This window comes from Rhizobium herbae (genome assembly GCF_017873135.1).
Taxonomy (GTDB): domain Bacteria; phylum Pseudomonadota; class Alphaproteobacteria; order Rhizobiales; family Rhizobiaceae; genus Pararhizobium; species Pararhizobium herbae.
Genome location: NZ_JAGGJV010000004.1, coordinates 106,459 through 129,037 on the forward strand (window position 1 = coordinate 106,459; position 22,579 = coordinate 129,037).

Annotated in this window: 26 protein-coding genes, 1 tRNA gene and 1 pseudogene; 17 read left to right on the forward strand and 11 right to left on the reverse strand. The window is 59.9% G+C overall.

Translation table 11 applies throughout. The features are described from left to right. The first annotated feature begins 32 nt into the window (after positions 1-32). The 3 genes from J2Z75_RS12085 (at position 33) to J2Z75_RS12095 (ending at position 1,392) form a co-directional block, all read left to right on the forward strand. The gene (locus J2Z75_RS12085; protein WP_209852538.1) at positions 33-497 is read left to right on the forward strand and encodes an Lrp/AsnC ligand binding domain-containing protein; all 465 of its coding nucleotides are present in this window, start codon (positions 33-35) and stop codon (positions 495-497) included. 165 nt (positions 498-662) lie between these two features. Further along, on the forward strand, positions 663-1,025 hold the full coding sequence (locus tag J2Z75_RS12090; protein ID WP_209852540.1) for a hypothetical protein: 363 nt from the start codon (positions 663-665) through the stop codon (positions 1,023-1,025). Positions 1,026-1,149: 124 nt separating this feature from the next. Further along, positions 1,150-1,392 (forward strand): hypothetical protein, encoded by a 243-nt coding sequence (locus tag J2Z75_RS12095; RefSeq protein WP_209852542.1) that lies wholly within the window; start codon positions 1,150-1,152, stop codon positions 1,390-1,392. Between the two features lie 44 nt (positions 1,393-1,436). On the opposite strand, the gene J2Z75_RS12100 is transcribed toward J2Z75_RS12095, so the two are convergent. After that, on the reverse strand, positions 1,437-1,640 hold the full coding sequence (locus tag J2Z75_RS12100) for a hypothetical protein (RefSeq protein WP_209852544.1): 204 nt from the start codon (positions 1,638-1,640) through the stop codon (positions 1,437-1,439). Positions 1,641-1,867: 227 nt separating this feature from the next. Further along, entirely contained in the window at positions 1,868-2,908 is a 1,041-nt protein-coding gene (locus J2Z75_RS12105) for an NAD(P)-dependent alcohol dehydrogenase (RefSeq protein WP_209852546.1), read from the reverse strand. A 222-nt stretch (positions 2,909-3,130) separates the two neighbouring features. Between J2Z75_RS12105 and J2Z75_RS12110 the strand changes: the two genes are divergently transcribed. Beyond that, positions 3,131-4,072 carry an AraC family transcriptional regulator gene (locus J2Z75_RS12110; protein ID WP_209852548.1) on the forward strand — a complete coding sequence of 314 codons (942 nt, stop codon included), beginning with the start codon at positions 3,131-3,133 and terminating at the stop codon, positions 4,070-4,072. 166 nt (positions 4,073-4,238) lie between these two features. Beyond that, the gene (locus J2Z75_RS12115; RefSeq protein WP_209852550.1) at positions 4,239-4,406 is read left to right on the forward strand and encodes a hypothetical protein; all 168 of its coding nucleotides are present in this window, start codon (positions 4,239-4,241) and stop codon (positions 4,404-4,406) included. 200 nt (positions 4,407-4,606) lie between these two features. Here the strand turns inward: J2Z75_RS12115 and J2Z75_RS12120 are convergent. The 3 genes from J2Z75_RS12120 to J2Z75_RS12130 form a co-directional block, all read right to left on the reverse strand. Further along, positions 4,607-4,683, reverse strand: a tRNA-Met gene (locus J2Z75_RS12120). A 170-nt stretch (positions 4,684-4,853) separates the two neighbouring features. Further along, positions 4,854-6,050, reverse strand: coding sequence for a tRNA 2-thiouridine(34) synthase MnmA (gene mnmA / locus J2Z75_RS12125; RefSeq protein ID WP_209853367.1), 1,197 nt, complete (start codon positions 6,048-6,050; stop codon positions 4,854-4,856). Between the two features lie 191 nt (positions 6,051-6,241). After that, the gene (locus J2Z75_RS12130; RefSeq protein ID WP_209852552.1) at positions 6,242-6,988 is read right to left on the reverse strand and encodes a helix-turn-helix transcriptional regulator; all 747 of its coding nucleotides are present in this window, start codon (positions 6,986-6,988) and stop codon (positions 6,242-6,244) included. A gap of 534 nt (positions 6,989-7,522) precedes the next feature. Between J2Z75_RS12130 and sciP the strand changes: the two genes are divergently transcribed. Together sciP and J2Z75_RS12140 are read left to right on the forward strand one after the other, a co-directional pair. Continuing rightward, a complete protein-coding gene (sciP, locus tag J2Z75_RS12135) occupies positions 7,523-7,798 on the forward strand; it encodes a CtrA inhibitor SciP (RefSeq protein ID WP_004430042.1) in 276 nt (91 codons plus the stop codon). Between the two features lie 408 nt (positions 7,799-8,206). Then, complete coding sequence (locus tag J2Z75_RS12140; RefSeq protein WP_209852555.1) at positions 8,207-8,488, forward strand: GNAT family N-acetyltransferase; 282 nt, start codon at positions 8,207-8,209, stop codon at positions 8,486-8,488. Positions 8,489-8,614: 126 nt separating this feature from the next. Here the strand turns inward: J2Z75_RS12140 and J2Z75_RS12145 are convergent, their stop codons facing one another. Next, positions 8,615-8,965 carry a hypothetical protein gene (locus J2Z75_RS12145; protein ID WP_037163972.1) on the reverse strand — a complete coding sequence of 117 codons (351 nt, stop codon included), beginning with the start codon at positions 8,963-8,965 and terminating at the stop codon, positions 8,615-8,617. A gap of 441 nt (positions 8,966-9,406) precedes the next feature. Between J2Z75_RS12145 and ctrA the strand changes: the two genes are divergently transcribed. Continuing rightward, positions 9,407-10,105 carry a response regulator transcription factor CtrA gene (gene ctrA / locus J2Z75_RS12150; RefSeq protein ID WP_056339603.1) on the forward strand — a complete coding sequence of 233 codons (699 nt, stop codon included), beginning with the start codon at positions 9,407-9,409 and terminating at the stop codon, positions 10,103-10,105. A gap of 217 nt (positions 10,106-10,322) precedes the next feature. On the opposite strand, the gene J2Z75_RS12155 is transcribed toward ctrA, so the two are convergent. Both J2Z75_RS12155 and chpT read right to left on the reverse strand, forming a co-directional pair. Then, the gene (locus tag J2Z75_RS12155; RefSeq protein WP_209852558.1) at positions 10,323-10,685 is read right to left on the reverse strand and encodes a response regulator; all 363 of its coding nucleotides are present in this window, start codon (positions 10,683-10,685) and stop codon (positions 10,323-10,325) included. 112 nt (positions 10,686-10,797) lie between these two features. Then, positions 10,798-11,445: a histidine phosphotransferase ChpT gene (chpT, locus tag J2Z75_RS12160; RefSeq protein WP_209853368.1), complete on the reverse strand. Its 648-nt coding sequence runs from the start codon at positions 11,443-11,445 to the stop codon at positions 10,798-10,800. A gap of 336 nt (positions 11,446-11,781) precedes the next feature. Between chpT and J2Z75_RS12165 the strand changes: the two genes are divergently transcribed. Continuing rightward, positions 11,782-12,315 (forward strand): DUF1134 domain-containing protein, encoded by a 534-nt coding sequence (locus tag J2Z75_RS12165; protein ID WP_407692763.1) that lies wholly within the window; start codon positions 11,782-11,784, stop codon positions 12,313-12,315. 177 nt (positions 12,316-12,492) lie between these two features. After that, positions 12,493-13,698 carry a DUF2046 domain-containing protein gene (locus J2Z75_RS12170; RefSeq protein ID WP_209852564.1) on the forward strand — a complete coding sequence of 402 codons (1,206 nt, stop codon included), beginning with the start codon at positions 12,493-12,495 and terminating at the stop codon, positions 13,696-13,698. Positions 13,699-13,715: 17 nt separating this feature from the next. Here the strand turns inward: J2Z75_RS12170 and J2Z75_RS12175 are convergent, their stop codons facing one another. Together J2Z75_RS12175 and J2Z75_RS12180 are read right to left on the reverse strand one after the other, a co-directional pair. After that, positions 13,716-14,537: a TrmH family RNA methyltransferase gene (locus tag J2Z75_RS12175; protein WP_209852567.1), complete on the reverse strand. Its 822-nt coding sequence runs from the start codon at positions 14,535-14,537 to the stop codon at positions 13,716-13,718. A gap of 12 nt (positions 14,538-14,549) precedes the next feature. Next, positions 14,550-14,933 (reverse strand): hypothetical protein, encoded by a 384-nt coding sequence (locus J2Z75_RS12180; protein WP_209852570.1) that lies wholly within the window; start codon positions 14,931-14,933, stop codon positions 14,550-14,552. Positions 14,934-14,963: 30 nt separating this feature from the next. On the opposite strand from J2Z75_RS12180, the gene J2Z75_RS12185 reads away from it, so the two are divergent. The 7 genes and pseudogenes from J2Z75_RS12185 (at position 14,964) to rpoH (ending at position 20,240) form a co-directional block, all read left to right on the forward strand. Continuing rightward, complete coding sequence (locus J2Z75_RS12185; RefSeq protein ID WP_209852572.1) at positions 14,964-15,989, forward strand: RluA family pseudouridine synthase; 1,026 nt, start codon at positions 14,964-14,966, stop codon at positions 15,987-15,989. Positions 15,990-16,238: 249 nt separating this feature from the next. Continuing rightward, the gene (locus tag J2Z75_RS12190; protein ID WP_209852574.1) at positions 16,239-17,123 is read left to right on the forward strand and encodes an AraC family transcriptional regulator; all 885 of its coding nucleotides are present in this window, start codon (positions 16,239-16,241) and stop codon (positions 17,121-17,123) included. A 138-nt stretch (positions 17,124-17,261) separates the two neighbouring features. Further along, the gene (locus J2Z75_RS12195) at positions 17,262-18,092 is read left to right on the forward strand and encodes a helix-turn-helix transcriptional regulator (RefSeq protein WP_209852576.1); all 831 of its coding nucleotides are present in this window, start codon (positions 17,262-17,264) and stop codon (positions 18,090-18,092) included. A 106-nt stretch (positions 18,093-18,198) separates the two neighbouring features. Then, a complete protein-coding gene (locus tag J2Z75_RS12200; protein ID WP_209852578.1) occupies positions 18,199-18,360 on the forward strand; it encodes a hypothetical protein in 162 nt (53 codons plus the stop codon). Between the two features lie 170 nt (positions 18,361-18,530). Further along, a pseudogene (locus J2Z75_RS29680) lies at positions 18,531-18,704 on the forward strand (DUF1127 domain-containing protein); the annotation flags it as partial. A gap of 136 nt (positions 18,705-18,840) precedes the next feature. After that, complete coding sequence (locus tag J2Z75_RS12210; protein ID WP_209852584.1) at positions 18,841-19,098, forward strand: DUF2171 domain-containing protein; 258 nt, start codon at positions 18,841-18,843, stop codon at positions 19,096-19,098. Positions 19,099-19,334: 236 nt separating this feature from the next. Continuing rightward, entirely contained in the window at positions 19,335-20,240 is a 906-nt protein-coding gene (gene rpoH, locus J2Z75_RS12215) for an RNA polymerase sigma factor RpoH (protein WP_209852587.1), read from the forward strand. Positions 20,241-20,319: 79 nt separating this feature from the next. On the opposite strand, the gene J2Z75_RS12220 is transcribed toward rpoH, so the two are convergent. Then, positions 20,320-22,575 carry a hypothetical protein gene (locus J2Z75_RS12220; RefSeq protein ID WP_209852589.1) on the reverse strand — a complete coding sequence of 752 codons (2,256 nt, stop codon included), beginning with the start codon at positions 22,573-22,575 and terminating at the stop codon, positions 20,320-20,322. Between the last annotated feature and the right edge of the window lie 4 nt (positions 22,576-22,579).

Here is a 22,579-nt window from a genome sequence, read left to right on the forward strand (position 1 = left end):
GCACAAGACTGAAGTATTGGGGGATCGCGCCGATGCACGAGATAGACAAGATCGACCGGCGGATTCTCAACATCCTGCAGGCAGACGGCCGGATCACCAATCTGGAACTGGCCGACCGCATCGGGCTTTCGCCGACAGCGACAAGCGAACGGCTGCGCCGCCTGCTCAAGGAAGGCTATGTCTCCGGTTTCGGCGCCCGGCTCGATCCGCACAAGCTCGGTTTCGGGCTCCTCGTCTTCATCGAGGTCATGCTCGACAAGACGACGCCCGAAGTCTTCGACAAATTCGCCGCCGCCGTCAAACAGGCCTCCGCGGTGCTTGAGTGCCACATGGTCGCCGGCGGTTTCGACTATCTGGTCAAGACCCGCTTCGAAGACATGAACGCCTACCGCAATTTCCTGGGCCAGGTACTCTGGACACTGCCGGGCGTCAAGGAAACGCGGACTTATGCGGTGATGGAAGAGATCAAGAACGACGGGCCACTGCCGTTGGCGTAAGACGGCAGCCAGACGGGCTGGTATGCCATTGGCCACTGAACGCGTCCGGACGTGCCGACGGTCGAGCGCATTCCGATCCGCAAATCGACCTCCCCTTTCAAACCGCCGGGAATCCGCTTACGCTCTGCGCCGCTCGATCAGCGAGCTTTTTTTGGGGGGGTTCCAATGAAGAAGATCATAATCGCCGCAGCGCTCATGCTCGCGGCCGCATCCGCTGCGAATGCGCAAACCGTCAACGCCGGAAAATATACCGTCGAGGGCACCAATCTTGATGGGTCGAGCTATTCCGGAACGGCGGAAATAACGCTGGCCAGCGAGACGACCTGCGTCATCGAATGGGACACCGCGGGCGTGAAATCCACTGGCGTCTGCATGCTCAACGGCAATGCCTTCGCGGCGGCCTATGTACTCGGCGACGCGCTCGGGCTCATCGTCTACAAAGTGAACGGCGATGGTTCGCTCGATGGCAAGTGGACCATCACCGGCAAGGATGGCTCAGGTACGGAAACCCTGACGGAAGCCAATTGACGACGCTTGGAGCGGCCGGGAGGACTGCGCGAGAGGTTCGCATCGTCTTGCCGGATTCCGATTTTGCGGAGAGCTTCAGAATTTCAGCCAGCAAAAACTGTGCTGATATATAACAATATTCAAAATGCGAAAAATTAACGGCAACAAATCGGAGTTGCAAAAAGAAAGACGCGGATCAGACTGCGTGTACCGTTTGGATGCTGCAGGAGGATTACTTGTGCCCAAAGATCGATACGTGGTCGAACTTCTTTACGCTTCGCGGAGCGCGGCACTTTTGGAAGACGATGGCTTGCTGATCTACCTGATCGACATGGCCATCGAGCGTTCAAAAAACCGGAACGCAAATGCCGAGAAGAAAAAAGCGTGATCGCCTCTGAAAGGCTGTAGCGGCACCATCTGCCACCGCAGGTGTTACGCCAACCGTACCCCGAGGATAACCGCATCCTCACGCGGGAGGGCCGTTTCGGCCCGATCGCAAAGCTGCTGATCGCTGATCATTTGCGTCAGCATCTTCAAGGATTCCGCCGGCGGCGTACCTTTGTTCATTTCAACCCGAATGCGCCTGAGCCTGAGCAACATCAACGCAGAGTCTGCAAAATCGTCTTTCAAGCTCATCCAGCGACCCAAATATACCGAGGAAATCGGACGTGAGTGTACCTTGGTATACGATTTTCACAATTGCGATTTTGTATCAGTGAGTTTCTGCCCCATACGGGTACGTTTGCTCAACAGCCGACAGCGACTGCGATACGATGTGGGCGAATCGATCATCGGTAACCGCTTTGTGTGGTCGGCAGACCGGCATGTTCGAACGTGCCGGTCTGCCTGAACATTCAAAAAACTTACAGTGTCGCCATGTCGATGACGAAGCGATAGCGCACGTCGCTCTTGATGACGCGCTCATAGGCTTCGTTGACCTGGTCCATGCGGATCAGTTCGATTTCAGAGACGATGTTGTGCTTGCCGCAGAAATCGAGCATTTCCTGGGTTTCCTTGATCGAACCGATCATCGAACCGGCGAGGCTGCGGCGACCACCGATCAGGGAGAATGCGTGGATCGAGGCCGGAACCTCCGGCACGCCGACCAGCACCATCGTGCCGTCCAGCTTCAGGAGGTTCAGATACGGAGCGAGATCCATATCGGCACCGACGGTGCTGATAATCAGGTCGAACGTGCCGGCGAGCTTCGTGAAGGTTTCCGGATCCTTGGTGGCATAGTAATGGCTCGCGCCGAGCTTCAGGCCGTCTTCCTGCTTTGAAAGCGACTGGCTGAGCACGGTGATCTCCGCACCGAGCGCCGAACCGATCTTGACGCCCATATGGCCAAGGCCACCCATGCCGACAATGGCCACCTTCTTGCCGGGACCGGCCTTCCAGTGCATCAGCGGCGAGTAGAGTGTGATGCCAGCGCAGAGCAGCGGTGCGGCGGCGTCAAGCGGCAGGCTTTCCGGAATGGACAGCGCATAGCCTTCCTTGACGACGACATGATCGGAATAACCGCCATAGGTCGGGGTGACGCCATCGGCCTCGAACCCGTTATATGTCGCGATCAGGCCGGGCATGTAGTGTTCGAGGTCAAGATCGCGCGTTGCGCAGTGGGTGCAACTGTTGACGAAGCAGCCGACGCCGGCACGATCGCCGACCTTGAACTTCGTTACCTTGGCTCCGACCGCCGTAACAATGCCGGCAATCTCATGGCCGGGCACCATGGGGAAGCTGGAATTGCCCCATTCGTTGCGCGCCTGGTGGATGTCGGAATGGCAAATGCCGGAGAACTTGATGTCGATGACGATGTCGTCATCATTGGGTTCGCGCCGTTCGAAGGTAAAGGGCTCAAGCGGTTTCGACGCATCCGTCGCCGCATATCCTCTTGCCAGGGCCATGGGTCACTCCTTTATTCTGTGAAGCGGGGATTGTCATGGAGGCACGAATGGCCTCTCCCCAGAAGCCTACTATGCAGGGAGTGGCGAACAGGCGTTAGAGCAATCCTGCAAAATTATTGTACGATCCTGCAAAAGATGTCGCCGGAGTTTTGCAAACGTGAGGTAAAAGACTAACTTCCGGAATGCACCACAGATCCTAAATCACTGGAAAGACTTTTGATTATGACAGATTCAAGAACTGAGCGTAGTCAGGAACTGATTGATCTTATTGCCCGTTTCGCCCAGAAGGATGGCGATCATCAAACCCCTATCCCCGGATTGAGCGTGCATATGCGCTCCACAACGGGCACAAAAGTCTGCGGCTCCTACAAGCCGAGCTTCGCTCTGATCGCGCAAGGCGCAAAGCAGGTGGTGCTCGCAGACGAGATTTACCGCTATGGCGGCGCGGATTATCTGCTCACCTCGATCGACCTGCCGGTCACGACCCAGGTCGTCGAAGCGTCGGCCGAGAAACCCTATCTGAGTATCGTGTTCCAAATCGATACGACCCGGATTGCCGGGCTGTTGGAACATGCCGGCCATCAGGACAGTGCCCCTGTTCCGGCTGCCCGCGGCATGGCGGTGAGCAGCGTAACGCCCGAACTCGAGGATGCCGCGATCCGGCTGCTGCGGCTGCTGAACCGGCCCGGCGACACCGCGGCGCTGCTGCCGCTCATCGAGCAGGAAATCATCTACCGGATCTTGACCGGACCACAGAGCGGACGACTGCGCCAGATGGCGATAACCGAGAGCCAATCGCACCAGGTGAGCCGCGCCTGCGTCTGGCTGAAAGAACACTACGCGCTGCCGCTGAGGATCGAGGATCTTGCCAACCGGGTCAGCATGAGCGTTTCCTCGCTGCATCATCATTTCAAGGCGATCACCGCCATGAGCCCGATGCAGTACCAGAAACAGCTCAGGCTGCAGGAAGCGCGCCGGCTGATGCTGGAGGACATGCTGGACGCCGGATCGGCGGGCCATCAGGTCGGCTATGAAAGCCAGTCGCAGTTCAGCCGCGAATATGCCCGCCAGTTCGGCGAACCGCCGCTGCGGGATGTCGGCCGCGTCCGCCGCAGCCTGATGGGCAGGCTCACCGGCAGTATGGAAATGTTGAGCGAGGGGTGAGCATCGCCGAAGGACGCGATGCGTATTTCGTGAGCTCGCTGCAAACAATGCTTTCCATGGCAGCCCCACCGGCGATTTTTCCCGTGGTTAGAATTTTAGCTTTTTTTCGGATGCTTCCTTAACAGCGTTTGCGTATCCTTATTCTACACAAGCGGAGGATCGTGCCATGACGGAACATCGAAGAGATGCTTACTCAGCGTTCTCAGAAGATCACCGGGAGCTCGGTGCATCGAAGGGTGCCTTCTCGCCGACGCTGCGCATAAAAGCCATCGCCGCGGCCGTGTTCGTCGGCGTGTCCTTCTGGGGCGCGGTGATTTACTTCGCCACGCGCTGAAGCAGCCGGCTGCCCTGGCCCTCGCCTATTGCCCTAAAGAACACCGCTGCCGCCGGCATCCGCCGCATCGCTCGGAGCGAAGCTTGAAATCTACACTTTTGTAAAAAGCGCTGGTAAAAACGCAAAAAGTGGCGTGATGCCACACCCCGTGTGTTCGGGAAAAACTGTTACCTATGTCTCAGGAATGGACACTGGAAAAATGGTAGCGGGAGAGGGACTCGAACCCCCGACCCCAGGATTATGATTCCCGTGCTCTAACCAACTGAGCTACCCCGCCGCCGGGACGGAAACAGCGGGTTTGGCCGCGTTGCCGTCGTCAGATGGCGGCTTATAAGGTGCGGTTCATGCCGGTGTCAAGCCGAGCCGTTTCAAAAAAACGGAAGTTTTCCAAAGCCGGCAGAACAAGACGTTTGAGCGGCTGCACGATGCACGGGACCTTGCCCGCGATCAGGCAGCGGCAACGCTCTGCAGCAGGTCCTTGAGGGCTGCTTCGGCCGCGGCTTCGCGTTCGGAGCGCAGGATGAAGCCGCCGCCGTAGACGCGGGCGTCTTCGCCGATGCCGGAATAGAGCGCACAGGCCTGGCCAGGGGCAACGCCCGCCTCGCCTTCCAGAAGCTCGACCGATATGCCACTTTCGTCAGCCCGCAGGATGGCCGGCGCCGGCTGGCGGGTGGAGCGCACCTTGGCAAAGCAGGCAAAGCCATCGGCCGCCACATCGCGAATATCGCCGTCGCCGAGCCAGTTGACGTCGCGCAGGTAGACCCGGCGGGTTTCCAGCGCTTCCTTCGGGCCGACGATGACGCGGCGCGAGCGGGCGTCGAGATGGACGACATAGAGCGGCTCGCCGGTGGCGACGCCGATGCCGCGACGCTGGCCGATCGTATAGTGCAGGATGCCATCATGGCTGCCGAGCACACGGCCGTCGAGATGGACGATGTCGCCCGCCAAGGACGCATTCGGCTTCAGCTTGTTGATGATATCGGCATATTTGCCCTGCGGCACGAAACAGATGTCCTGGCTGTCGGCCTTCTTGGCGACGACGAGGCCCATGTTTTCGGCAAGCGCCCGGGTTTCCGCCTTGGTGAGGCTGCCGAGCGGAAAGCGCAGGTAATCGATCTGCTCCTGCGTCGTGGCAAAGAGAAAGTAGCTCTGGTCGCGATCGGCATCCGTCGGGCGAAACAGCGCGCGGCGGTTAGGCGCGCCTGGCTGCGGGTTCGCCTTGGAACGGATGTAGTGGCCGGTTGCCAGCGCGTCGGCGCCAAGCTCCCGCGCGGTTGCCAGAAGATCGGCGAACTTGACGGTCTGGTTGCAAGCGACGCACGGGATCGGCGTTTCGCCGGCGACATAGCTTTCGGCGAAGGGATTGATCACCGTTTCGCGAAAACGCTGTTCATAGTCGAGCACGTAATGCGGAATACCGAGAACGTCGCAGACGCGGCGGGCATCATCGATGTCCTGGCCGGCGCAGCAGGAGCCGGCACGGTGGACGGCAGCCCCATGGTCGTAGAGCTGCAGGGTGATGCCGAGGACGTCATAGCCCTGGCGTTTCAGGATGCCGGCCACCACGGAACTGTCGACGCCACCGGACATGGCAACGACGACGCGCGTATCTTCGGGCTTGCGATCAAAATCGAGACTGTTCACGGCATCCAATCCGGCATTCCGGTCCATCGGCGGGTTCATCGGGCAATTTCGCGCGACCATACCCTGTTTCCTGCAAACGGCCAACGCCGCAGCGAAGCGACGCCGGTTCAAAGGGACCGTGCCGCAAGGCCGCTATATAGAAAGTCGCGGGGAATTGAACAAGGGCATGGGCAACAGCCCGGCGCTGCCGCTCAGATTAGCTTCATCCGCATGGCACGGGCGATCGCCTGCATCCGGTTGACGGAATCGAGCTTGCGCGTCGACGTCTTGAAATAACTGGAGACCGTATAGACGGAGATGCCCAGGATGATGGCGATCTCATCACTGCTCTTGCCGGCCGCCGCCCAGCGCAGACATTCGATCTCGCGCGCCGACAGCTTGTCACGCGCAGAGGCGCCGACCTCGAAGGTACGCTCGAGTGTCTCGAAAAGCTGCAGCAAGGTGAGATAGAGATCGGCAATCTCGCCCCTGTCGGGCTCGCCGCGGGAACCGGAGAGCAGGACGGCGAACGCTTCGCCATGGGTGGTGTGCAGCATGACCGCAAAGGTGTTGCGCATCGCGGGCCCGGCAAACAGCGCAGGGATGGCATCAAGCGCATTCGAGCCGTGGACGTTGAGCAGGGATGCGGTTTCGCCGAAGACGGGGAGCTTGGTATGGCGCAACCGCTCGATCAGCGCGCTGGCGTGGAAAACCGTGGCGGTGTCATAGTCCCGCACGAGCTCGGACGGCCAGCTGCTCAATGCGAGACGCTCGGCAAAGCGCTGCTGCTCGCCGAAGGGAATACGCGCGATCATGAAGTGGCTGAAGCCGAACTGTGCCGTGCACTGGCGCATCAGGTGGAGCACTTCATACTCCGTCTGAACTGTGGAACTGGTCATGCCCGAAAGGAAATCAGCATAGGCCTCGCTTCGCAAGGCCAGCTTGTCAGGGTCTCTCATAGTTTCGATCACCAATTTGCCGGCCTACAGCGCCGGCGCCTCAAAAAATTCTCAATCCGGAATTTTTTTGAATCTGCCAAATCAAACCAGCCACCGACAAAACTTCGAAGGCGCCAGAATGGGGCGCGATCGAAGCAACAGACCGAGGCTTGGAAATAAAACGATGCAGAGAGCATTCCGGAGCATCATAAAATGACGCCTATGCTCAATTACAAGGCGGATATAGCAATAATTTTAGGCAAATTGAACCGATATATTTGCATAGCTCCCATGCAGAAGCTCATTTTGTAGCCTTACTCACTTTGATGGACGGGAAAAAGACAATGACGAGAGGCATTTAACACCACGCGCAGCAACCGGCCGATAGCCGCTTGCGCACCACCACCATGCGAGCGCGCAAATTGCCTGCCTATCAATGGCAGGTCCTCGAAGTCTCTAAAATTATGAGCAAATTGTTACCGGGCGCTTAGGCAAATGTTAAATGTGGCAGGGTAAGTTGAACTCATATGGTCTTGAGTATGTGTAGAGAGTCCAATGACCGAAATGATACGACCCCGCGTGAAATATGTCATCGGACCCGATGGCAGCCCTTTGACAATTGCAGATCTGCCTCCGGCCAATACCCGCCGTTGGGTGATCCGCAGAAAGGCAGAAGTCGTCGCCGCCGTGCGTGGCGGACTTCTCAGCCTGGAAGAAGCCTGTGAACGCTATACCCTGACCGTCGAAGAATTCCTGTCCTGGCAGTCCTCGATCAGCGACCATGGTCTTGCCGGCCTGCGCACGACGCGCATCCAGCAGTACCGTCACTGATCGATACATATCAGGAGAACATTTTTTCGGGCGGCGGCCATGAACCGGGCAGCCGCCCGAAGCGTTTTTTAAAGCGCCCTACCCTTCGCGCCGGCTCCGCCCCATGCCATACAATACCAAGGATCGATGATAGGAACCCATAGGATCGGCTCGATCTTCGTTTCCGGCCAGGAGAGGTTCGCAGCCACGATGCCTTCGCATCGTGCAAGAGCCTCGACGCCGCCGGAGACGAAGAGAAGCCGACCGAAGGTGGTTCATACTGGCCTTTGGGCGTCGTTGCGATCCTCGCCCGATGCGCAAGCATCGCTCTTCGGACAGCGCCTAGCCGAAAGACCAGTATGAACCATCCCATGGTTCCTATCATCGATCCTTGGTATAAGGCGCAGCCAGCAATTTGACGGGTGGATCATGGACATACAGGTTGAAGAAACCGGCTCGCACGGCCGCTACAGTGCGACGGTCGAGGGCCACACCGGCGAAATGACCTATTCCCGGTCATCGCCGCATTTGATCATCATCGATCATACAGCCGTTCCAGACGCGCTACGCGGCAAAGGCGTCGGCCAGGCGCTCGCAGCCCATGCGATCGAGGAAGCCCGCAAAGGCGGCTGGAAGATCATTCCGCTCTGCCCTTTCATGCGCGCCCAGACGCTGCGCCATCCCGAATGGCAGGATGCCATCCAGGCTTAGCAAAAGCCGGCTTAGCAAAGCCGGTACGATCAAAACCTGACCCGAAAATGCACAAGGCCCTTCTCACGGACTTAGGACAAGTCCGTGAGAAGGGCCTTTTGGCCTTGAGCAATTCTCAAGCGCGCCTTAGGCGCGCATGCGAGCGCCGCTGTCCCGCTCTTCGAGCGCCGCGGCCTTGGCGAATTCCGCCTGAACCTCTTCCAGCGCCAGTTCCGCCGCATCCTGCTGAACCTTCAGTTCCCGAACCGAGACCTGGAGATTGTCGGCCCGCTGCCGCGCAGCCTTGGCAAACGTCGGATAGGCAAAATGGGCGGGATCGGAGATCCCCGATTTCTTTTCCTCGAACGTGATCTGATTTTCCAATTCCTTGGTCATCCGCTCAAATTCGGACATCATCAGTTGCAGCTGGCTCAACTGACGCTGTTTCTCCTTCACCTGAAATTCCTTCAGGCGAACAAGGCTCTCACGTGACTTCATACGCAATACTCCCGTGATGCGAGACCCCGGTTACTGGATTTGGCCCGTTTAACCGACCTTACGGCGTCGGAAACAAAAAAAATTACAGCGATCTTAACAAAATCCTACCGCTGGTAACCTTTCGTTTACGGGCATCGTTAATCATAGGGACGATCATTTAAGGGTCAGTAAATGCCGGACATTAAATTTGATGGTCGGCATAGATTGAGTCAGATGAGTCAGATAGCTGATTTTCTTAACGTTGTGCATTAAGGATGTCATTCTAGATTCACATGTAAAATCAGAGGACTGCAAAAAATATTTAACATTTCCGATACACCTTGCCAGAGTGAATCAGAATTTGTTAACCATTTACTGGCAGCCTCCAAATCAGGCAACGACTGGATCCGTATCGCGTAAGGGGGCCACAACGACCTTTCGGCGGCGGAAAAGGGGACAAATATGCGGGTTCTATTAATTGAAGACGACAGCGCGACAGCGCAGAGCATCGAACTGATGCTCAAGTCGGAAAGTTTTAACGTTTATACCACCGACCTTGGTGAAGAGGGTGTCGATCTCGGCAAGCTCTATGATTACGACATCATTCTGCTCGATCTCAACCTGCCGGACATGTCCGGTTATGAAGTTTTGAGAACGCTCCGTCTGTCCAAGGTCAAGACACCGATCCTGATCCTTTCCGGCATGGCCGGCATCGAGGACAAGGTTCGGGGCCTCGGCTTCGGCGCCGACGACTACATGACCAAGCCTTTCCACAAGGACGAACTGGTTGCTCGCATCCACGCGATCGTCCGCCGTTCCAAGGGCCATGCGCAGTCGGTCATTTCGACGGGCGAGCTTATCGTCAACCTGGATGCAAAGACCGTCGAAGTCGGCGGCCAGCGCGTTCACCTGACGGGCAAGGAATACCAGATGCTGGAGCTGCTTTCGCTCCGCAAGGGTACGACGCTCACCAAGGAAATGTTCCTCAACCACCTCTATGGCGGCATGGACGAACCGGAACTGAAGATCATCGACGTGTTCATCTGCAAGCTGCGCAAGAAACTTGCAAATGCAGCCGGTGGCGCCAACTACATCGAGACGGTCTGGGGCCGCGGCTATGTGCTGCGCGAACCGGAAGGCGATCTCGCAGAAAGCGCCTGATACCGGGTCGGCATTCCAGCCGTCGGTGTTCCGCATCCCGCATAATGCAGGGATGCCACGGCTGAACTTGCCGAGACTTTCGAAAAGCCCGCCAATGAAGGCGGGCTTTTTGCATTTCCAGATATTATCCAGCACCCGCAACCATTCAGATCACACGAAAAAAGCCGCCACCTGCAGGTGGCGGCTTCCTCAGACAGATGTCATGTTCAATTGTTGGTCAGGCAGCGATCGACAGGCTGCCGAAGACGCTGGTCAGGATCTTGCGGTCGAACGGCTTCAGGAGGAAGTCGTCGGCACCGGCGCGCTTGCCGGCCATCATCTTCTTCAGGTCCGCTTCGACGACGCAGTAATAGATACGCACGCTCTTGCCGTTTGGCAGATTTCGGATGTTGGCGATCAGGTCCAGCGCGCCATCGAGCGCCGCATCGACGATGATGATATTCGGGAGCTCCGCTTCGCAGCGCACAAGCGCTTCCAGTCCGTTGGCGGCCTCGGAAACGAGAAAATTCAAGCCGGAGAGAATGCGCTTTCCGACCTTGCGTACGACGTCTGAATCATCGGCAATCATCAAGCGTTGCATTTCCGGCTCCTTGTCTACACCTAAGCGGGAGTTAATCCCCTATCAACAACCGTATGCCGGTTTGGCAAAGATTCAGTTACCGCCGGACCTAAAAAGCAATTATCTCCCGCTCTCAGGCTGCAACCATTTTCGCAGAAAAGACAATTTCCTCGGATGTCGAGTTGACTTCGATCTCCATGCCGGCCTCGTCGGCGAGAAGCACGGTGTAGTAAGGCTGGATCGTGTGGGCATCAACGGCTTCTTCGAGCGTGCCGGAGAGAAGCTCGACCAGCTTCGGCGGCACGCGCATCATCCGGCCCTTGCAGATCAGCTTGAAGGCCGCGTCATATTCCGGATTTTCCAGGACGACTTCGATCGAGCCGCCGCGCGGGATCGCACCATAGGCGATCAGGAAGAGATTGAGCAGCAGCTTGACGCGATTCTTGGCGATGATGACGCGCGGACCGTTCCAGGTGACTTCCGTCTTCTTTTCGACGGAGGCGAAATCCTTCGCCGCCTTTTCCGCCTCGCCGGTGTCGATCGACGCACCGGCCGAGCCCGAAGCGCCGAACGCCAGCCGGGCGAACTTCAATCGCACCGAGGCATTGAGCGCGCTGGTGCGGATGAGATCCATGGCATCGGCATCCGCCCCGCCCTCATCCAGGAGTTCGAGACCGTTGTTGATGGCGCCGACCGGCGAGATGATGTCGTGACAGACGCGGCTGCACAGAAGTGCTGCGAGATCGGGACCGGTCAAGGTCAGGTTCGGGTTCTTTCCCATGGTCGTATCCTTAATAGCCGTCATTCGGCTTCCGGCTCGTAAGCGTAATCAGGCGGCCTTCCGCGATCCTCTTACCCAGCATTCTTTAGCCCACGAAGATTGCGCGGGCATAGCGTCGGGGCGAAGATCATAAAGACACCACATTTGGTAAACCGATTGTTAAGATCATCGGTTCAAATTGCTGACAATCAGCCCGAACCCCGTGACAACCAGCAACGGGACAGGTTAGCGGCCCGCGGACGCACAATCCCGGCCTTTCCTGACTTTACGGAGAAAACCATGCAACGGATTGCCAGTGCCGTGAAAACCACCTGCCTCAAGGCTTTCGTGACGCTGATGGCTGTCTTCAGCCTCATGCCCGCAGCGCTCGCGCAAAATGCCAACGGCACGCAGTACACGATGCAGGAAATCGTCGATGCCGGTCACGGCTTCTTCGGTTCGACGTCGGGCGGCCTTGCCAAAGTGGTCGAGAACGCATTTTCCAAATACGGACTGCCGAACGGCTACATCCTCGGGCAGGAAGGCTCCGGCGCGTTCGTGGCCGGCCTCACCTATGGCGAAGGCGACCTCTATACAAAGAATGCCGGCCAGCACAACGTGTTCTGGCAAGGCCCGTCGCTCGGCATCGACTGGGGCGGCCAGGGCAGCCGGGCTATGATGCTTGTCTATAACCTGCCGGCGGTTCCCGCGCTCTACAAGCGCTTCGGCGGCGTCTCCGGCTCGGCCTATGTGGTCGCCGGCGTCGGCATGACGGTGCTGACCGACGAGCACATCGTTCTCGTTCCGATTCGCACCGGCATCGGCGCCCGGCTTGGCATCAATGTCGGCTATCTGAAACTCACCCAGCAGCCGACCTGGAATCCCTTCTGAGCCGGGAGAAACCGTCTCGCGCTCCTCCCACAGTCTTCGCAGGCGCTGCCTGGCTTGAAAAAAAGGTGCATTCGCGAATACTTGAAGTGATATTATCGTTATGCTTTCGAGCCAATAAAACGAAAACTCCGAGCATGGCGCGTGTTGCTGCGTGCTTCGAATTGAAATGGCCAGCCCGTGATTGAATTCGCACTCCTGTTTGCCTTGGGCTTCCTGACCGCGGCTATCCTCGGCCTGCTGGCCGCGCCGGTCGTCCACAAGCGCATCGTCCGCTTTGCCGAAGACAGGCTGAAGGCGACGATGCCGCTGTCGCCGCAGGAAGTGCGGGCCCAGAAGGACGCAGCCCGTGCCAGTTATGCCGCCGAAAACGCCCGCACCAGCCAGACGCTGAAACGCGAACGCGACAAGAACGTCGCTCTCCTGTTGCAGAATGGCTCCGTCCTGAAGGAAGCCCAGCGCCTCGCCGGCGAAAATGCCGACCTTCATGCACAACTCGCCGATATGAACGTCGAGGCGGCTGATCTGCGTTCCTCCACCCGCCAGCTGGAACAGAACATCGAGCGGCTGAAGGCGACGCTGGCGGATGTCGAGCGCGACAGCGTCAAGAAAAACATCGACATCAAGACTTTGACGCGTCAGCTGGACCATGTGTCTGCCGATACCGACAGCCTGAGGATCGACGTTGCAGCCCATGATGCCGAAGCGGAAAACCTGAAAAGCCGCATTGCCGGCCTGAGGGACGAGCGGGAAAACCTCCGCAACGAGCTGAAGGCGGAAAGCACCAGGGCGCGGGAACTGGAAGCCCGGCTCGCGCGGGACGAAACCCGCCTTCGCCAGTTCGAAGCCAAGCTCGCCAGGGAAATGGCGGCCAACGCCGACAAGGACAGTTTTCTTGAGCGCCGGGCCAGCGAAATCGAACGATTGAAGGCCAAGGTCAGGGATGCAGGCACCGACCTGCGCGATGCGTCCAAAGCCCTGCGCGCTGCCGGCTTGACAATGCCCGTGCGCCGCGAGAAAAAACCGGCCGCCGCGGACCTTCCAACAGGCGGCGCGTCTTCCCTTGACGCAGGAGACGGTATCAGTGTGGAAAACTCAACCTCGCCGGTCGCGACCATCGATCTGACCGTACCCGCCGAATACGCGCGCAACCGGGCGGCAGCGCTTTCGGAACGGCTGCTCGGCTCGACGACAGCCTCCCACGACGATGCGCTGCGGGAAGAAATCGCCGACATCGCGGCAACCATGGTGGCCTTGACCGCGGCGAAGGAAGGCCAGGGATCGCCGATCCCTGCTCTTCTCAAACCGGCAGGCGCGCGGCCTGACGCTACCGGCAAAAGCCTCGCCAGCCGCGCCCACGACATGCTGCCGCCGGAACATCAGTAAAGTCCTGCCTGCTGCTATCAGATGAGACCGTTGATCATCGCGACCTGATGCAGCGCGATGCCGGTTGCAGTCGCCACATTCAGGCTGTCGAGGCCCGGCCGCTGGCGGATCCGCGCGGTACGGATCGACGCCATGATATTGTCCGGCAGCCCCTCGCCCTCGGTGCCCACCAGAAGGGCGGTGCGCGGCGATGGCAGAATGTCGTGCAGATCGGCCTGCCCGCGCGGCGACAGCCCCCAGATCGCGAAGCCTTCCGCCCGCAGGCGACCGATGAGCGCCGTCACCGAGCCCTCGCGAGAAAAGGGAACGCTCAGCACCGAACCGACGGATACCCGGATCGCCTTGCGATACATCGGATCACAGCTGGTTTCATCCATGAGCACGGCATCGACGCCGAAAGCAGCGGCATTTCGGAACATCGAGCCCATATTATCGTGGTTCGAAATGCCGCAGGCCGCCAGAACCAGGCTTTTGGCGGGAAGCGCGCCGATGAGCGCGTCTAGGCGCGGCACAGAATCACGCTTGCCCAGCGCCAGGACGCCCCGGTGCATGTTGAAGCCGGCAATAGCATCGAACACCGGAGCGCTTGCCACATAGACCGGAATGCCGGCCGGAAAATCAGCGAGGATATCGCCAAGACCATCGACGCGGTTTTCGAGCAGCAGGATCGCCTCGGCCTCGATGCCGCGACCCGAACGGTGCGCGGCCGCCAGCATGCGCAAGACGACGGCACCCTCGGCGATGAACCGGCCATGCCGGCCGGTGAGATCGCGCTCCTTGATCGAGACGAAGCCGGCAATGCGCGGATCAGCCGGGTCGTCGATGCGGACCGGGGTCACGGCGCAGCCTTCTCAGTTGGTCTTGACGGAGATATCCGCGACGATGCGGCCGGCGGCGATGTCGAAGACGATCGCCTTGCGGTCTCCGCCGGCAACCGCACCATAGAACAGGATCTGGCCGCCCGACAGAGCGATATCGGAGACTTCAAACCCGGCAGGCAGCGCGGCGATTGCCGTCAGCGGCGCATCGCTCGGCACGGCAACGGCGGCCGTTTGCGCCACATCCTTGTCATTGGAGCGCGTCACCTTGTAGACAACCGCCCCAAGCACGGCCATAAGCATCACCAACATGATACCGGCCGAGACCAGCTGCAGCTTGATCATCTTGCGGCGCACATTCTCCATCACCGGATCGAGCGGCTTGTCTTCCTGTTCGACTGGTTTCTGATTGGACATGGCTGACCTTATCTGCGGAATGGAATAAGAATGAACGACCCCTTTAAACAAGCCCCGGCGATTAGGAAAGTCCTCACGGCAAATGAGGACGCGAGCGGCCGCATGGACGCGTTCCTGACGGAAGCGCTGGGCGGCGAGTTTTCCCGCAACCGCATCAAGAGCCTGATCGAGCAGGGCGAGGTCTCCGTCAACGGCAAGACCGTCAAGGAAGCCAAGAAGAAGGTACAGCCCGGCGACGTCTTCGAGATCGGCATGCCCGAGGCTGAAGACCCTGAGCCCAAGGGCGAGGATATCCCGCTTGACGTACTCTACGAGGACAACGACCTGATCGTACTCGTCAAGCCGCCGGGTCTCGTCGTCCATCCGGGAGCCGGCAATTGGACGGGTACGCTGGTCAATGCGCTCATTCATCACTGCGGCGCGAGCCTGTCCGGCATCGGCGGCGTCAAGCGCCCCGGCATCGTCCACCGCTTGGATAAGGACACCAGCGGCGTCATGGTCGTTGCCAAGAACGATATCGCCCATCGCCACCTCTCCGACCAGTTTGCAGACCATGGCCGCACCGGGCCGCTGGAGCGTGCCTATATGGCCATCGTCTGGGGCCGTCCGCGCGGCCTGAAGGGCACCATCGACGCGCCGCTCGGCCGCGCCGGCGACCGGATCAAGCGCGCGGTCAAGCAGGAGGGTGCCGATGACGCGCGCGAGGCGATTACCCACTATCAGGTTGTCGAACGCTATCTTGAAAAACCCGACTCCACCGCGCTTGCCGCGATGGTGAGGTGCAATCTCGAAACCGGCCGCACCCACCAGATTCGCGTCCACATGGCCTATATCGGCCACCCGCTGATCGGCGACCCGGATTACGGCGCAGCGTTCAAGACAAAGGCCAACCTGCTGCCGGATGCTGCCAAGGCCGTGGTCAACCGTTTCCCCCGCCAGGCCCTGCACGCCTTCATGCTGGCCTTCGAACATCCGACCACTGGAAAGACCATGCATTTCGAATCCCCCGTGCCCGACGACATGCAGGAACTGGTCGAAGCGCTGCGCGGCCGCTGAAACGGCCGCGGCGGGTTCATAAGCGCCGCCAGCGACGCATGAATCATAGCGAGGAAGTTATGGCCAGCTTGTCGTCGCGCGTGGCAACGCGGCGGGTCGCAGCGCCCATATGGTGCCGTTCAACCGTAGATCTGGCCTGCCTGCAAGCCATTGCTGGCCGGCACCTGTTGATCCCGGCCAAATCGCAAGATCGGTCGAGCGCGATATGTCCGGAAGGGCCTAGCTGGTGTCGCCACGGAGGAAAAGACAATGAAGGCGGCGCTTGAAAACTACCATGCCCGAATGCAGCGGGTGCTGGACCACATAGACCAGCATCTGGACGACGATCTGGGCCTGGAGGTTTTGAGTGGCGTCGCGGCGTTCTCGAAATACCATTTCCACCGGCAGTTCACGTCCACCTTCGGGTTGTCCGTGCATCGCTATGTCCAACTCGCCCGCATGAAGCGCGCTTCGTACCGGCTGGCCTACAGGGACGCTCAGAGCGTCACGGACATAGCGATGGATGCCGGTTACGACGCACCGGATGCATTCGCCCGCGCCTTTCGGCAAAGGTTCGGGCAATCGCCTTCGTCATTCCGAAAGTCTCCCGAATGGGAAACGTGGCTTGCGGCCTTCGGGCCTCTCGACAACGCCAGGAGCAAGCTCATGCAGAAAACTTATACCCATGAAGATGTGACGATCCGCGATGTGACCCCGACGCCGGTGGCGATCATGGAGCATCGGGGCGACCCAGCAACCATCGGCGATACCATCCAGCGGTTCATCGCCTGGCGAAAGGCCCATGGCCTGTCATCCCCCAAGACCAGCCCGATCTTCAACGTCTTCCGCTCCGAGCGGCGGCCCGCGTCCCCGGCCGATTACCGGATGGACCTGTGCACGGGCATCGATTTCCCGCCGGGACCGAATGACGAGGGCGTCGTGGCGGGTTTCATCCCCGGCGGGCGCTGCGCCGTGCTGCGCGTCGTCGGCAATACCGACAATCTGGAGCCAGCCGCTCTCTACCTCTATCGCGACTGGCTGCCGGCCAGCGGCGAAGAGACAAGGGATTTCCCTCTCTACTGCCAGCGCCTCGCCTTCTTCCCCGAGGTGCCGGAGCATGAGACGATCGCGGAGCTGTTCCTGCCGCTGAAATAGGACGCTGGACGGCGGCTTGTCCCTTCTGATCACCAGAGGCGGACAGGCCGTTGTCCACTTATCCCGGTCATTCCGCATTTACGAGTTCACGGACCGGCCCGCAGCAGGCTATAATGCTCCCGTCCAACGGGAGGCTCCATGAGCCAGTTTTCGGCCAGGAAAATTCTCGAAACCGAGATGGTTACCGTCCACGACGTCCTGTGCAGCGGCGAATGCCGGCACAGGAGCGACGAGGAATGCTCGCGCGTCACAAGTCTTGTTTTCCCCTATCGCGGCGTTTTCCTGCGCCATGTCGGTGGCAACGATGCGGTTGCCGAGGCAAATCAGGTCCTGTTTTTCAACCGCGACGAGGACTATCGCATCAGCCATCCGGTGGACGGTGGCGATGCCTGCCTGAGCATGGCCGTGCACGAGGCCGCGCTTGAGGAGCTGGTTCCCAAGGTTCACCGGGCCGCGAGGAGCCCATTCGCCTTCAACAAGCAGCGCCTGAGAATAGACGCGCGCGCTCAGGCACTCGTGGCTCTGTTGCGCCACAGCCTCATCAGGGGCAGAGCGGAAACCATGGAGGCGGAAACGCTGGCGATGACGCTGGTGCGCCGCGCCGTCGGCGAGCGCACCGCGCGCGCCGCGACTGCCAGCATCGGCAGGCAGAAACTCGTAGACCGCGCCAAGCTCATTTTGTCCTCCGACCTCGCCCGGCGATGGACGCTGGCAGAGATCGCCCGCGAAGCCGGCGTTTCGCCGGTCTACCTCACCCAGGTCTTCCAGCAGGTCGAGGGAACGCCGCTCTATCGCTATCATCTGCGGCTGCGGCTGGCCAAGGCGCTCGACCTGCTTGGAAGCTATGACGATCTGACAGGGCTTGGCCTCGATCTCGGTTTTTCGAGCCACAGCCATTTCTCGGCCTCATTCCGCCAGGCCTATGGCCGCACGCCAGCCGAATTCCAGCGCTTCGCCGGCCTGCGCTGATCCCACCGTTTGGGCAGCGGGCGAGATTGCTAAAGAATCTGACAGCGCCTCCACGGCCGAAATGGTCTTCTCTCCCGGTCGAAACCAACCAAACGGAGGAATGATCATGCAGGAAAACACCTGTGCCGCATGTGACTGCGAACTCGATGCAAGCCGCATCGCCGTCAAGATCGGCGGGAAGACCGTCGAGGTCTGCTGCGAAGAATGTGCGCAAGCCCTGCGGGAAGCGGACGCTGCAATCCACATCACCCAGGCATCGAAGGGATAAGACCGGAACCGGTCCCCTGCCCTGCCGCGCCGGCCCGATAAAGGGCCGGCATCTCCCGGAGAGAGATCATGAAGAACGAAGCCCATGTGATCGGCGATCGCGTGCCGAACGAACGCGACCTTGTTTTGGAACTGAAGCTTGCGTTGCTGAGCATCGAAGACGAAGAAGCAATTGGCGTACCGGCCCTCGCAACTCGTTTTCCCCGGCCGCGCCGGTTTCTCGGCTTCGTCGTCAGAACATTGCGCGAGCGGCGCAATCGGCTGGCGCTGCTTGAACTCAGCGACGATCAGTTGAAGGACATCGGCCTCTCACGATGCCAGGCCTGTGGGGAATACAGCCGTTATCGGCAGGCAAACCCGAGCGAAAGCGCCGAAGCCAATTCAACGACAAGCCAACCGGAAGACAGCCCGGATCTTTCAAGTCCCATGCATCCTTTCCCGGTCTGGCGCGTTTTCGGGGGACAGCAAAAGGAGAAACCCGATGGTTGATGTTGCACAGATCAGAGAACATGCCGAAGTTATCAGCGCCGACGGCCTTCATGTCGGCACGGTCGATCGCGTTGAAGGCGACCGCATCAAGCTGACGAGGAAGGACAGCGGCTCCGGTCACGAGGGCCATCACCATTTCATTGCCCTCGAACTGGTCGCAAGCGTCGACGAAAACCGCATCCGCCTCAGCGCCAATGGCGATGTTGCCGTGATGTTCGAGGAAGAAGAAGACAATTCGCCGATCCACTGATCGCAAACGTCGAAAATCGCCAGAATTGATGTTTTCCGCCCTTGATATTTCGAAGGCGGACACAATTTACAGGCTGTAACCCGCCTGGAGCATTCGCTTCTCCGGCTTCACGTCTCTGTGAAACCGGAGTGCTTGAATCATGCTTTCGCCGCACTTATCTATGAGCATGTGGGGTCGGACAGACCCACATGCCCGGCCTGCCAGAAGGAGGCCGGAACGCGAAAGGGGGGTGCATCATGGCCCGCAGCACATTACCGTCCATTACCGCCGGAGAAGGCGGTCTTAATCGTTACCTCGATGAAATCCGCAAGTTTCCCATGCTTGAACCGCAGGAAGAGTACATGCTCGCCAAGCGGTATCAGGAGCATGACGACCGCAAGGCCGCCCATCAGCTCGTGACCAGCCATCTGCGCCTCGTGGCGAAGATCGCCATGGGCTACCGCGGCTATGGCCTGCCGATCGGCGAAGTCGTTTCCGAAGGCAATGTCGGCCTCATGCAGGCCGTCAAGAAGTTCGATCCGGAACGCGGCTTCCGCTTGGCAACATACGCGATGTGGTGGATCAAGGCCTCGATCCAGGAATATATCCTGCGGTCCTGGTCGCTCGTTAAAATGGGCACGACTGCCAACCAGAAGCGTTTGTTCTTCAACCTGCGCCGCCTCAAGGGCAAGATCCAGGCCCTCGACGAGGGCGATCTGAAGCCCGATCAGGTCGCGCATATCGCCACGACCCTGAAGGTTTCGGAGGCCGAAGTGATCTCGATGAACCAGCGCCTCTCCGGGGACGCATCGCTGAACGCGCCGATCAAGGCCGGCGAAGGCGAATCCGGACAGTGGCAGGACTGGCTCGTCGACGACCACGAGAGCCAGGAAGACATGCTCATCGAGCAGGACGAGCTGGAAAGCCGACGCAGTCTTCTGTCGAGCGCAATGAAGGTTCTGAACGATCGCGAACGCCGCATCTTCGAGGCCCGTCGCCTGACCGAGGATCCGGTAACGCTCGAAGATCTGTCGACCGAGTTCGACATCAGTCGCGAGCGTGTCCGCCAGATCGAGGTCCGCGCCTTTGAAAAGGTCCAGGATGCCGTCCGCAAGGCGGCACAGGATCGCCAGAACGCGCTTCGGGTCGTCGAAGACGCCTGAGCAGCCCGCAAGCCGACCCAATAAAAAACCGGCTGGATCGCTCCAGCCGGTTTTTTCGCGTCCGTGTTTTCCGATCGTCCTATTGACCGGCAGGATTTGGCTTCGCAATGAGGCTCCAGGCCTGCATGGCCTTGGTGAAGGCCTCAGTGCCCGCAGGCCCCTTCTCAAGGGTCAGGAGCGCGCGGCGGCCATTGCGATAGGTCAGGGGAATATCGATCCAGCTGCGGCTGCGCAGAAGCTCTGTGTTCGTTGTGACAGCTTCCGGAAAGTCATTGAGCGCGATCATGTGGAAGTCTTCGGTGATCTTGGCCGGCACCGCGATCAGCGCATCGCCGCGATCCTGCTCGTTGCGTTTCATGGCCACACGCTGCACGCTGTCGATGCTGCCGCCTTCGAAATTCTCGGGCAGCGAAAAGACGAATTCGATCACGTGGCTTGCCGGCAGCGACGAGTCGGCATTGCGCTTGATCGTCATCAGCGCCGTCAGACCGCGATCCGGCACATTGATCTGCGCCTGGATGACCGGCTCCGGCTTGGCATCGCCGCCCGGCGATTCCTCCTTGACGGACCACGCGACATTGCCTTCGATCGCAGTCGGCGCGGACTGACCCAGCCGTTCCTCATAAAGGAACATCTTCTGGGCACCGGCGGGCACCTGCTGCGTTGCCGGGTCGGCCGCCACCTGCTGTCCGGGAACCGGCTGCGCGGGTTGCGTATCTCCGGTGGTCTGGCCTGCCGGAACTGCCGGCGTTGCCTGCGCGGTGTCAACCGGCTTTCCCGCCTCGGTTTGCGCAGCCACGGACTTGCCTTCTTCAGTAGGGTTCTCGCCAGTCGGCGCGGCAGCGGGGCCTTGATCGACCTCGGTTCCGTCCTGCTGCAGGCGTTGCGTGAACTTGGTCGTGCCCTCGAGCGAGGCGACGTCGGTGTTCGCCGGTGTCTGTGTCTGATTGTTGGTTTGTGGCGTCGTCAGGCCCTTGGTGCCATCTTCCGGCGTCGATGTATCCGGTTTCGTCTGCCCCGGCATCTGCGCCGTTACAGTGTCCAGCATGCCGGACACCCAGGAATTTACCACGGTCTGATTTTGCCAATAGGCATAACCGCCGCCGCCGAGGGCGAGCAATAACACAGCGGCAAGTCCGATAGCCTTCACATTGAACGTCGAACGCTTCGGCTCCACCCGATAGGAGACCGGCCTTGTCGGTACGCCCACGTCTTCGCCCAATCCGGTGAAGCTTCCGGCCGCTTGCGACGCGGATGCGCCACCAACGGCTGCTGCGGAGCTGCCATGTTCCAGAAGCTCGTCGATATCGGTCCAGCCGTTATTGGCGGCCTTCTGCTGTTCCGGCTCCACAGCCGCCGATTTCTCGACGGGCCACGACCAGTCCGAAATCGGGGGCTCGGACGTTTCGGCGGCCGGGCCTGCGCTCTCGGTAAAGGGATCGTTGTCATCCCACGCCCAGGACTTCGACGGCTCGGCGGCAGCTTGATCCTTGCCCTCCGTGACATCGCGCAGCGGCGTCACCGTTTCGACGGGTTCGGCGTTCGTCAGGTCGGGGATCTCGTCGGCGGCTTCCGTCCAGACCGGCTCGCCATGAGCGGCAGCCGGAACCGGATCGCTCCATTCCGGCAATTCCCACTCGGAAGATGCCGGGCGCGCCGGCTTCTCGTCTTCCGGCTCGCCATGGTGCTCGACGACATGTTCCGCTTCGCCCGTTTCTTCAGTATGGGTTTCTTCAGCATGGCTTGTGTCAAGCGGCGCGGCTTCGCCTTTATCCGGCTGCTCAAAAGCAGCGGTAACGGAATGCTCCGGCTCATCGGATGGAGCGAGTTCCGGTTCAGGCTGATGCTCTTCGGGTTCTGCCGAATGGACCGGCTCGGGAACATATTCCTCCTCGGAATAGGCCTCGGTCCCGGCTTCCGTCACCGGTTCTGGCGGATGATCCGCATGCTCTTCCGCGACGGGTGCCTCGGAAGCCTCGACCGGCACAACGGTCGCGACCTGCTCTTCCGCCGGCTCGGGAGCCTCTTGCTGCGCCTCGTCTACGGCAGGCTCGGCGACATGTTCCTCGACCTCGGCGATCTCGGGCGCCGAATCAGGCTGCTGCTCGTCAAGCGGAGGAAGAGCCTCGGCGTGGTCGTCCTCGACCTCGTTGATCGCCGCCTCCAGCTTGACCATCTGGCGTTCGATCATCTCGTCCGAAGGACGAGGCTTCATGCTTTCAAGCTGACGGCGGACGGCAGCACGGGCCTTTTCATAGACCTTGGCCCGCATCTCGGGAACATTGTCCGACAGACCGTCGACGGTCCTTCGAATAACTGCAACAAAATCCGCCATCAGA

Excerpts from the sequence above, each read along its gene's own strand:
- rpoH (WP_209852587.1), top strand. The coding sequence starts at position 19,335 with ATGGCCCGCAGCACATTACCGTCCATTACCGCCGGAGAAGGCGGTCTT.
- J2Z75_RS12190 (WP_209852574.1), top strand. The coding sequence starts at position 16,239 with ATGAAGGCGGCGCTTGAAAACTACCATGCCCGAATGCAGCGGGTGCTG.
- J2Z75_RS12115 (WP_209852550.1), top strand. The coding sequence starts at position 4,239 with ATGACGGAACATCGAAGAGATGCTTACTCAGCGTTCTCAGAAGATCAC.
- chpT (WP_209853368.1), bottom strand. The coding sequence starts at position 11,445 with ATGGGAAAGAACCCGAACCTGACCTTGACCGGTCCCGATCTCGCAGCA.
- J2Z75_RS12105 (WP_209852546.1), bottom strand. The coding sequence starts at position 2,908 with ATGGCCCTGGCAAGAGGATATGCGGCGACGGATGCGTCGAAACCGCTT.
- J2Z75_RS12145 (WP_037163972.1), bottom strand. The coding sequence starts at position 8,965 with ATGAAGTCACGTGAGAGCCTTGTTCGCCTGAAGGAATTTCAGGTGAAG.
- J2Z75_RS12200 (WP_209852578.1), top strand. The coding sequence starts at position 18,199 with ATGCAGGAAAACACCTGTGCCGCATGTGACTGCGAACTCGATGCAAGC.
- J2Z75_RS12165 (WP_407692763.1), top strand. The coding sequence starts at position 11,782 with ATGGCTGTCTTCAGCCTCATGCCCGCAGCGCTCGCGCAAAATGCCAAC.
- J2Z75_RS12210 (WP_209852584.1), top strand. The coding sequence starts at position 18,841 with ATGGTTGATGTTGCACAGATCAGAGAACATGCCGAAGTTATCAGCGCC.
- J2Z75_RS12180 (WP_209852570.1), bottom strand. The coding sequence starts at position 14,933 with ATGTCCAATCAGAAACCAGTCGAACAGGAAGACAAGCCGCTCGATCCG.
- J2Z75_RS12110 (WP_209852548.1), top strand. The coding sequence starts at position 3,131 with ATGACAGATTCAAGAACTGAGCGTAGTCAGGAACTGATTGATCTTATT.
- ctrA (WP_056339603.1), top strand. The coding sequence starts at position 9,407 with ATGCGGGTTCTATTAATTGAAGACGACAGCGCGACAGCGCAGAGCATC.
- J2Z75_RS12100 (WP_209852544.1), bottom strand. The coding sequence starts at position 1,640 with ATGAGCTTGAAAGACGATTTTGCAGACTCTGCGTTGATGTTGCTCAGG.
- J2Z75_RS12220 (WP_209852589.1), bottom strand. The coding sequence starts at position 22,575 with ATGGCGGATTTTGTTGCAGTTATTCGAAGGACCGTCGACGGTCTGTCG.
- J2Z75_RS12085 (WP_209852538.1), top strand. The coding sequence starts at position 33 with ATGCACGAGATAGACAAGATCGACCGGCGGATTCTCAACATCCTGCAG.
- J2Z75_RS12090 (WP_209852540.1), top strand. The coding sequence starts at position 663 with ATGAAGAAGATCATAATCGCCGCAGCGCTCATGCTCGCGGCCGCATCC.
- sciP (WP_004430042.1), top strand. The coding sequence starts at position 7,523 with ATGACCGAAATGATACGACCCCGCGTGAAATATGTCATCGGACCCGAT.
- J2Z75_RS12155 (WP_209852558.1), bottom strand. The coding sequence starts at position 10,685 with ATGCAACGCTTGATGATTGCCGATGATTCAGACGTCGTACGCAAGGTC.
- J2Z75_RS12095 (WP_209852542.1), top strand. The coding sequence starts at position 1,150 with ATGCGAAAAATTAACGGCAACAAATCGGAGTTGCAAAAAGAAAGACGC.
- J2Z75_RS12140 (WP_209852555.1), top strand. The coding sequence starts at position 8,207 with ATGGACATACAGGTTGAAGAAACCGGCTCGCACGGCCGCTACAGTGCG.
- J2Z75_RS12185 (WP_209852572.1), top strand. The coding sequence starts at position 14,964 with ATGAACGACCCCTTTAAACAAGCCCCGGCGATTAGGAAAGTCCTCACG.
- J2Z75_RS12130 (WP_209852552.1), bottom strand. The coding sequence starts at position 6,988 with ATGAGAGACCCTGACAAGCTGGCCTTGCGAAGCGAGGCCTATGCTGAT.
- J2Z75_RS12195 (WP_209852576.1), top strand. The coding sequence starts at position 17,262 with ATGAGCCAGTTTTCGGCCAGGAAAATTCTCGAAACCGAGATGGTTACC.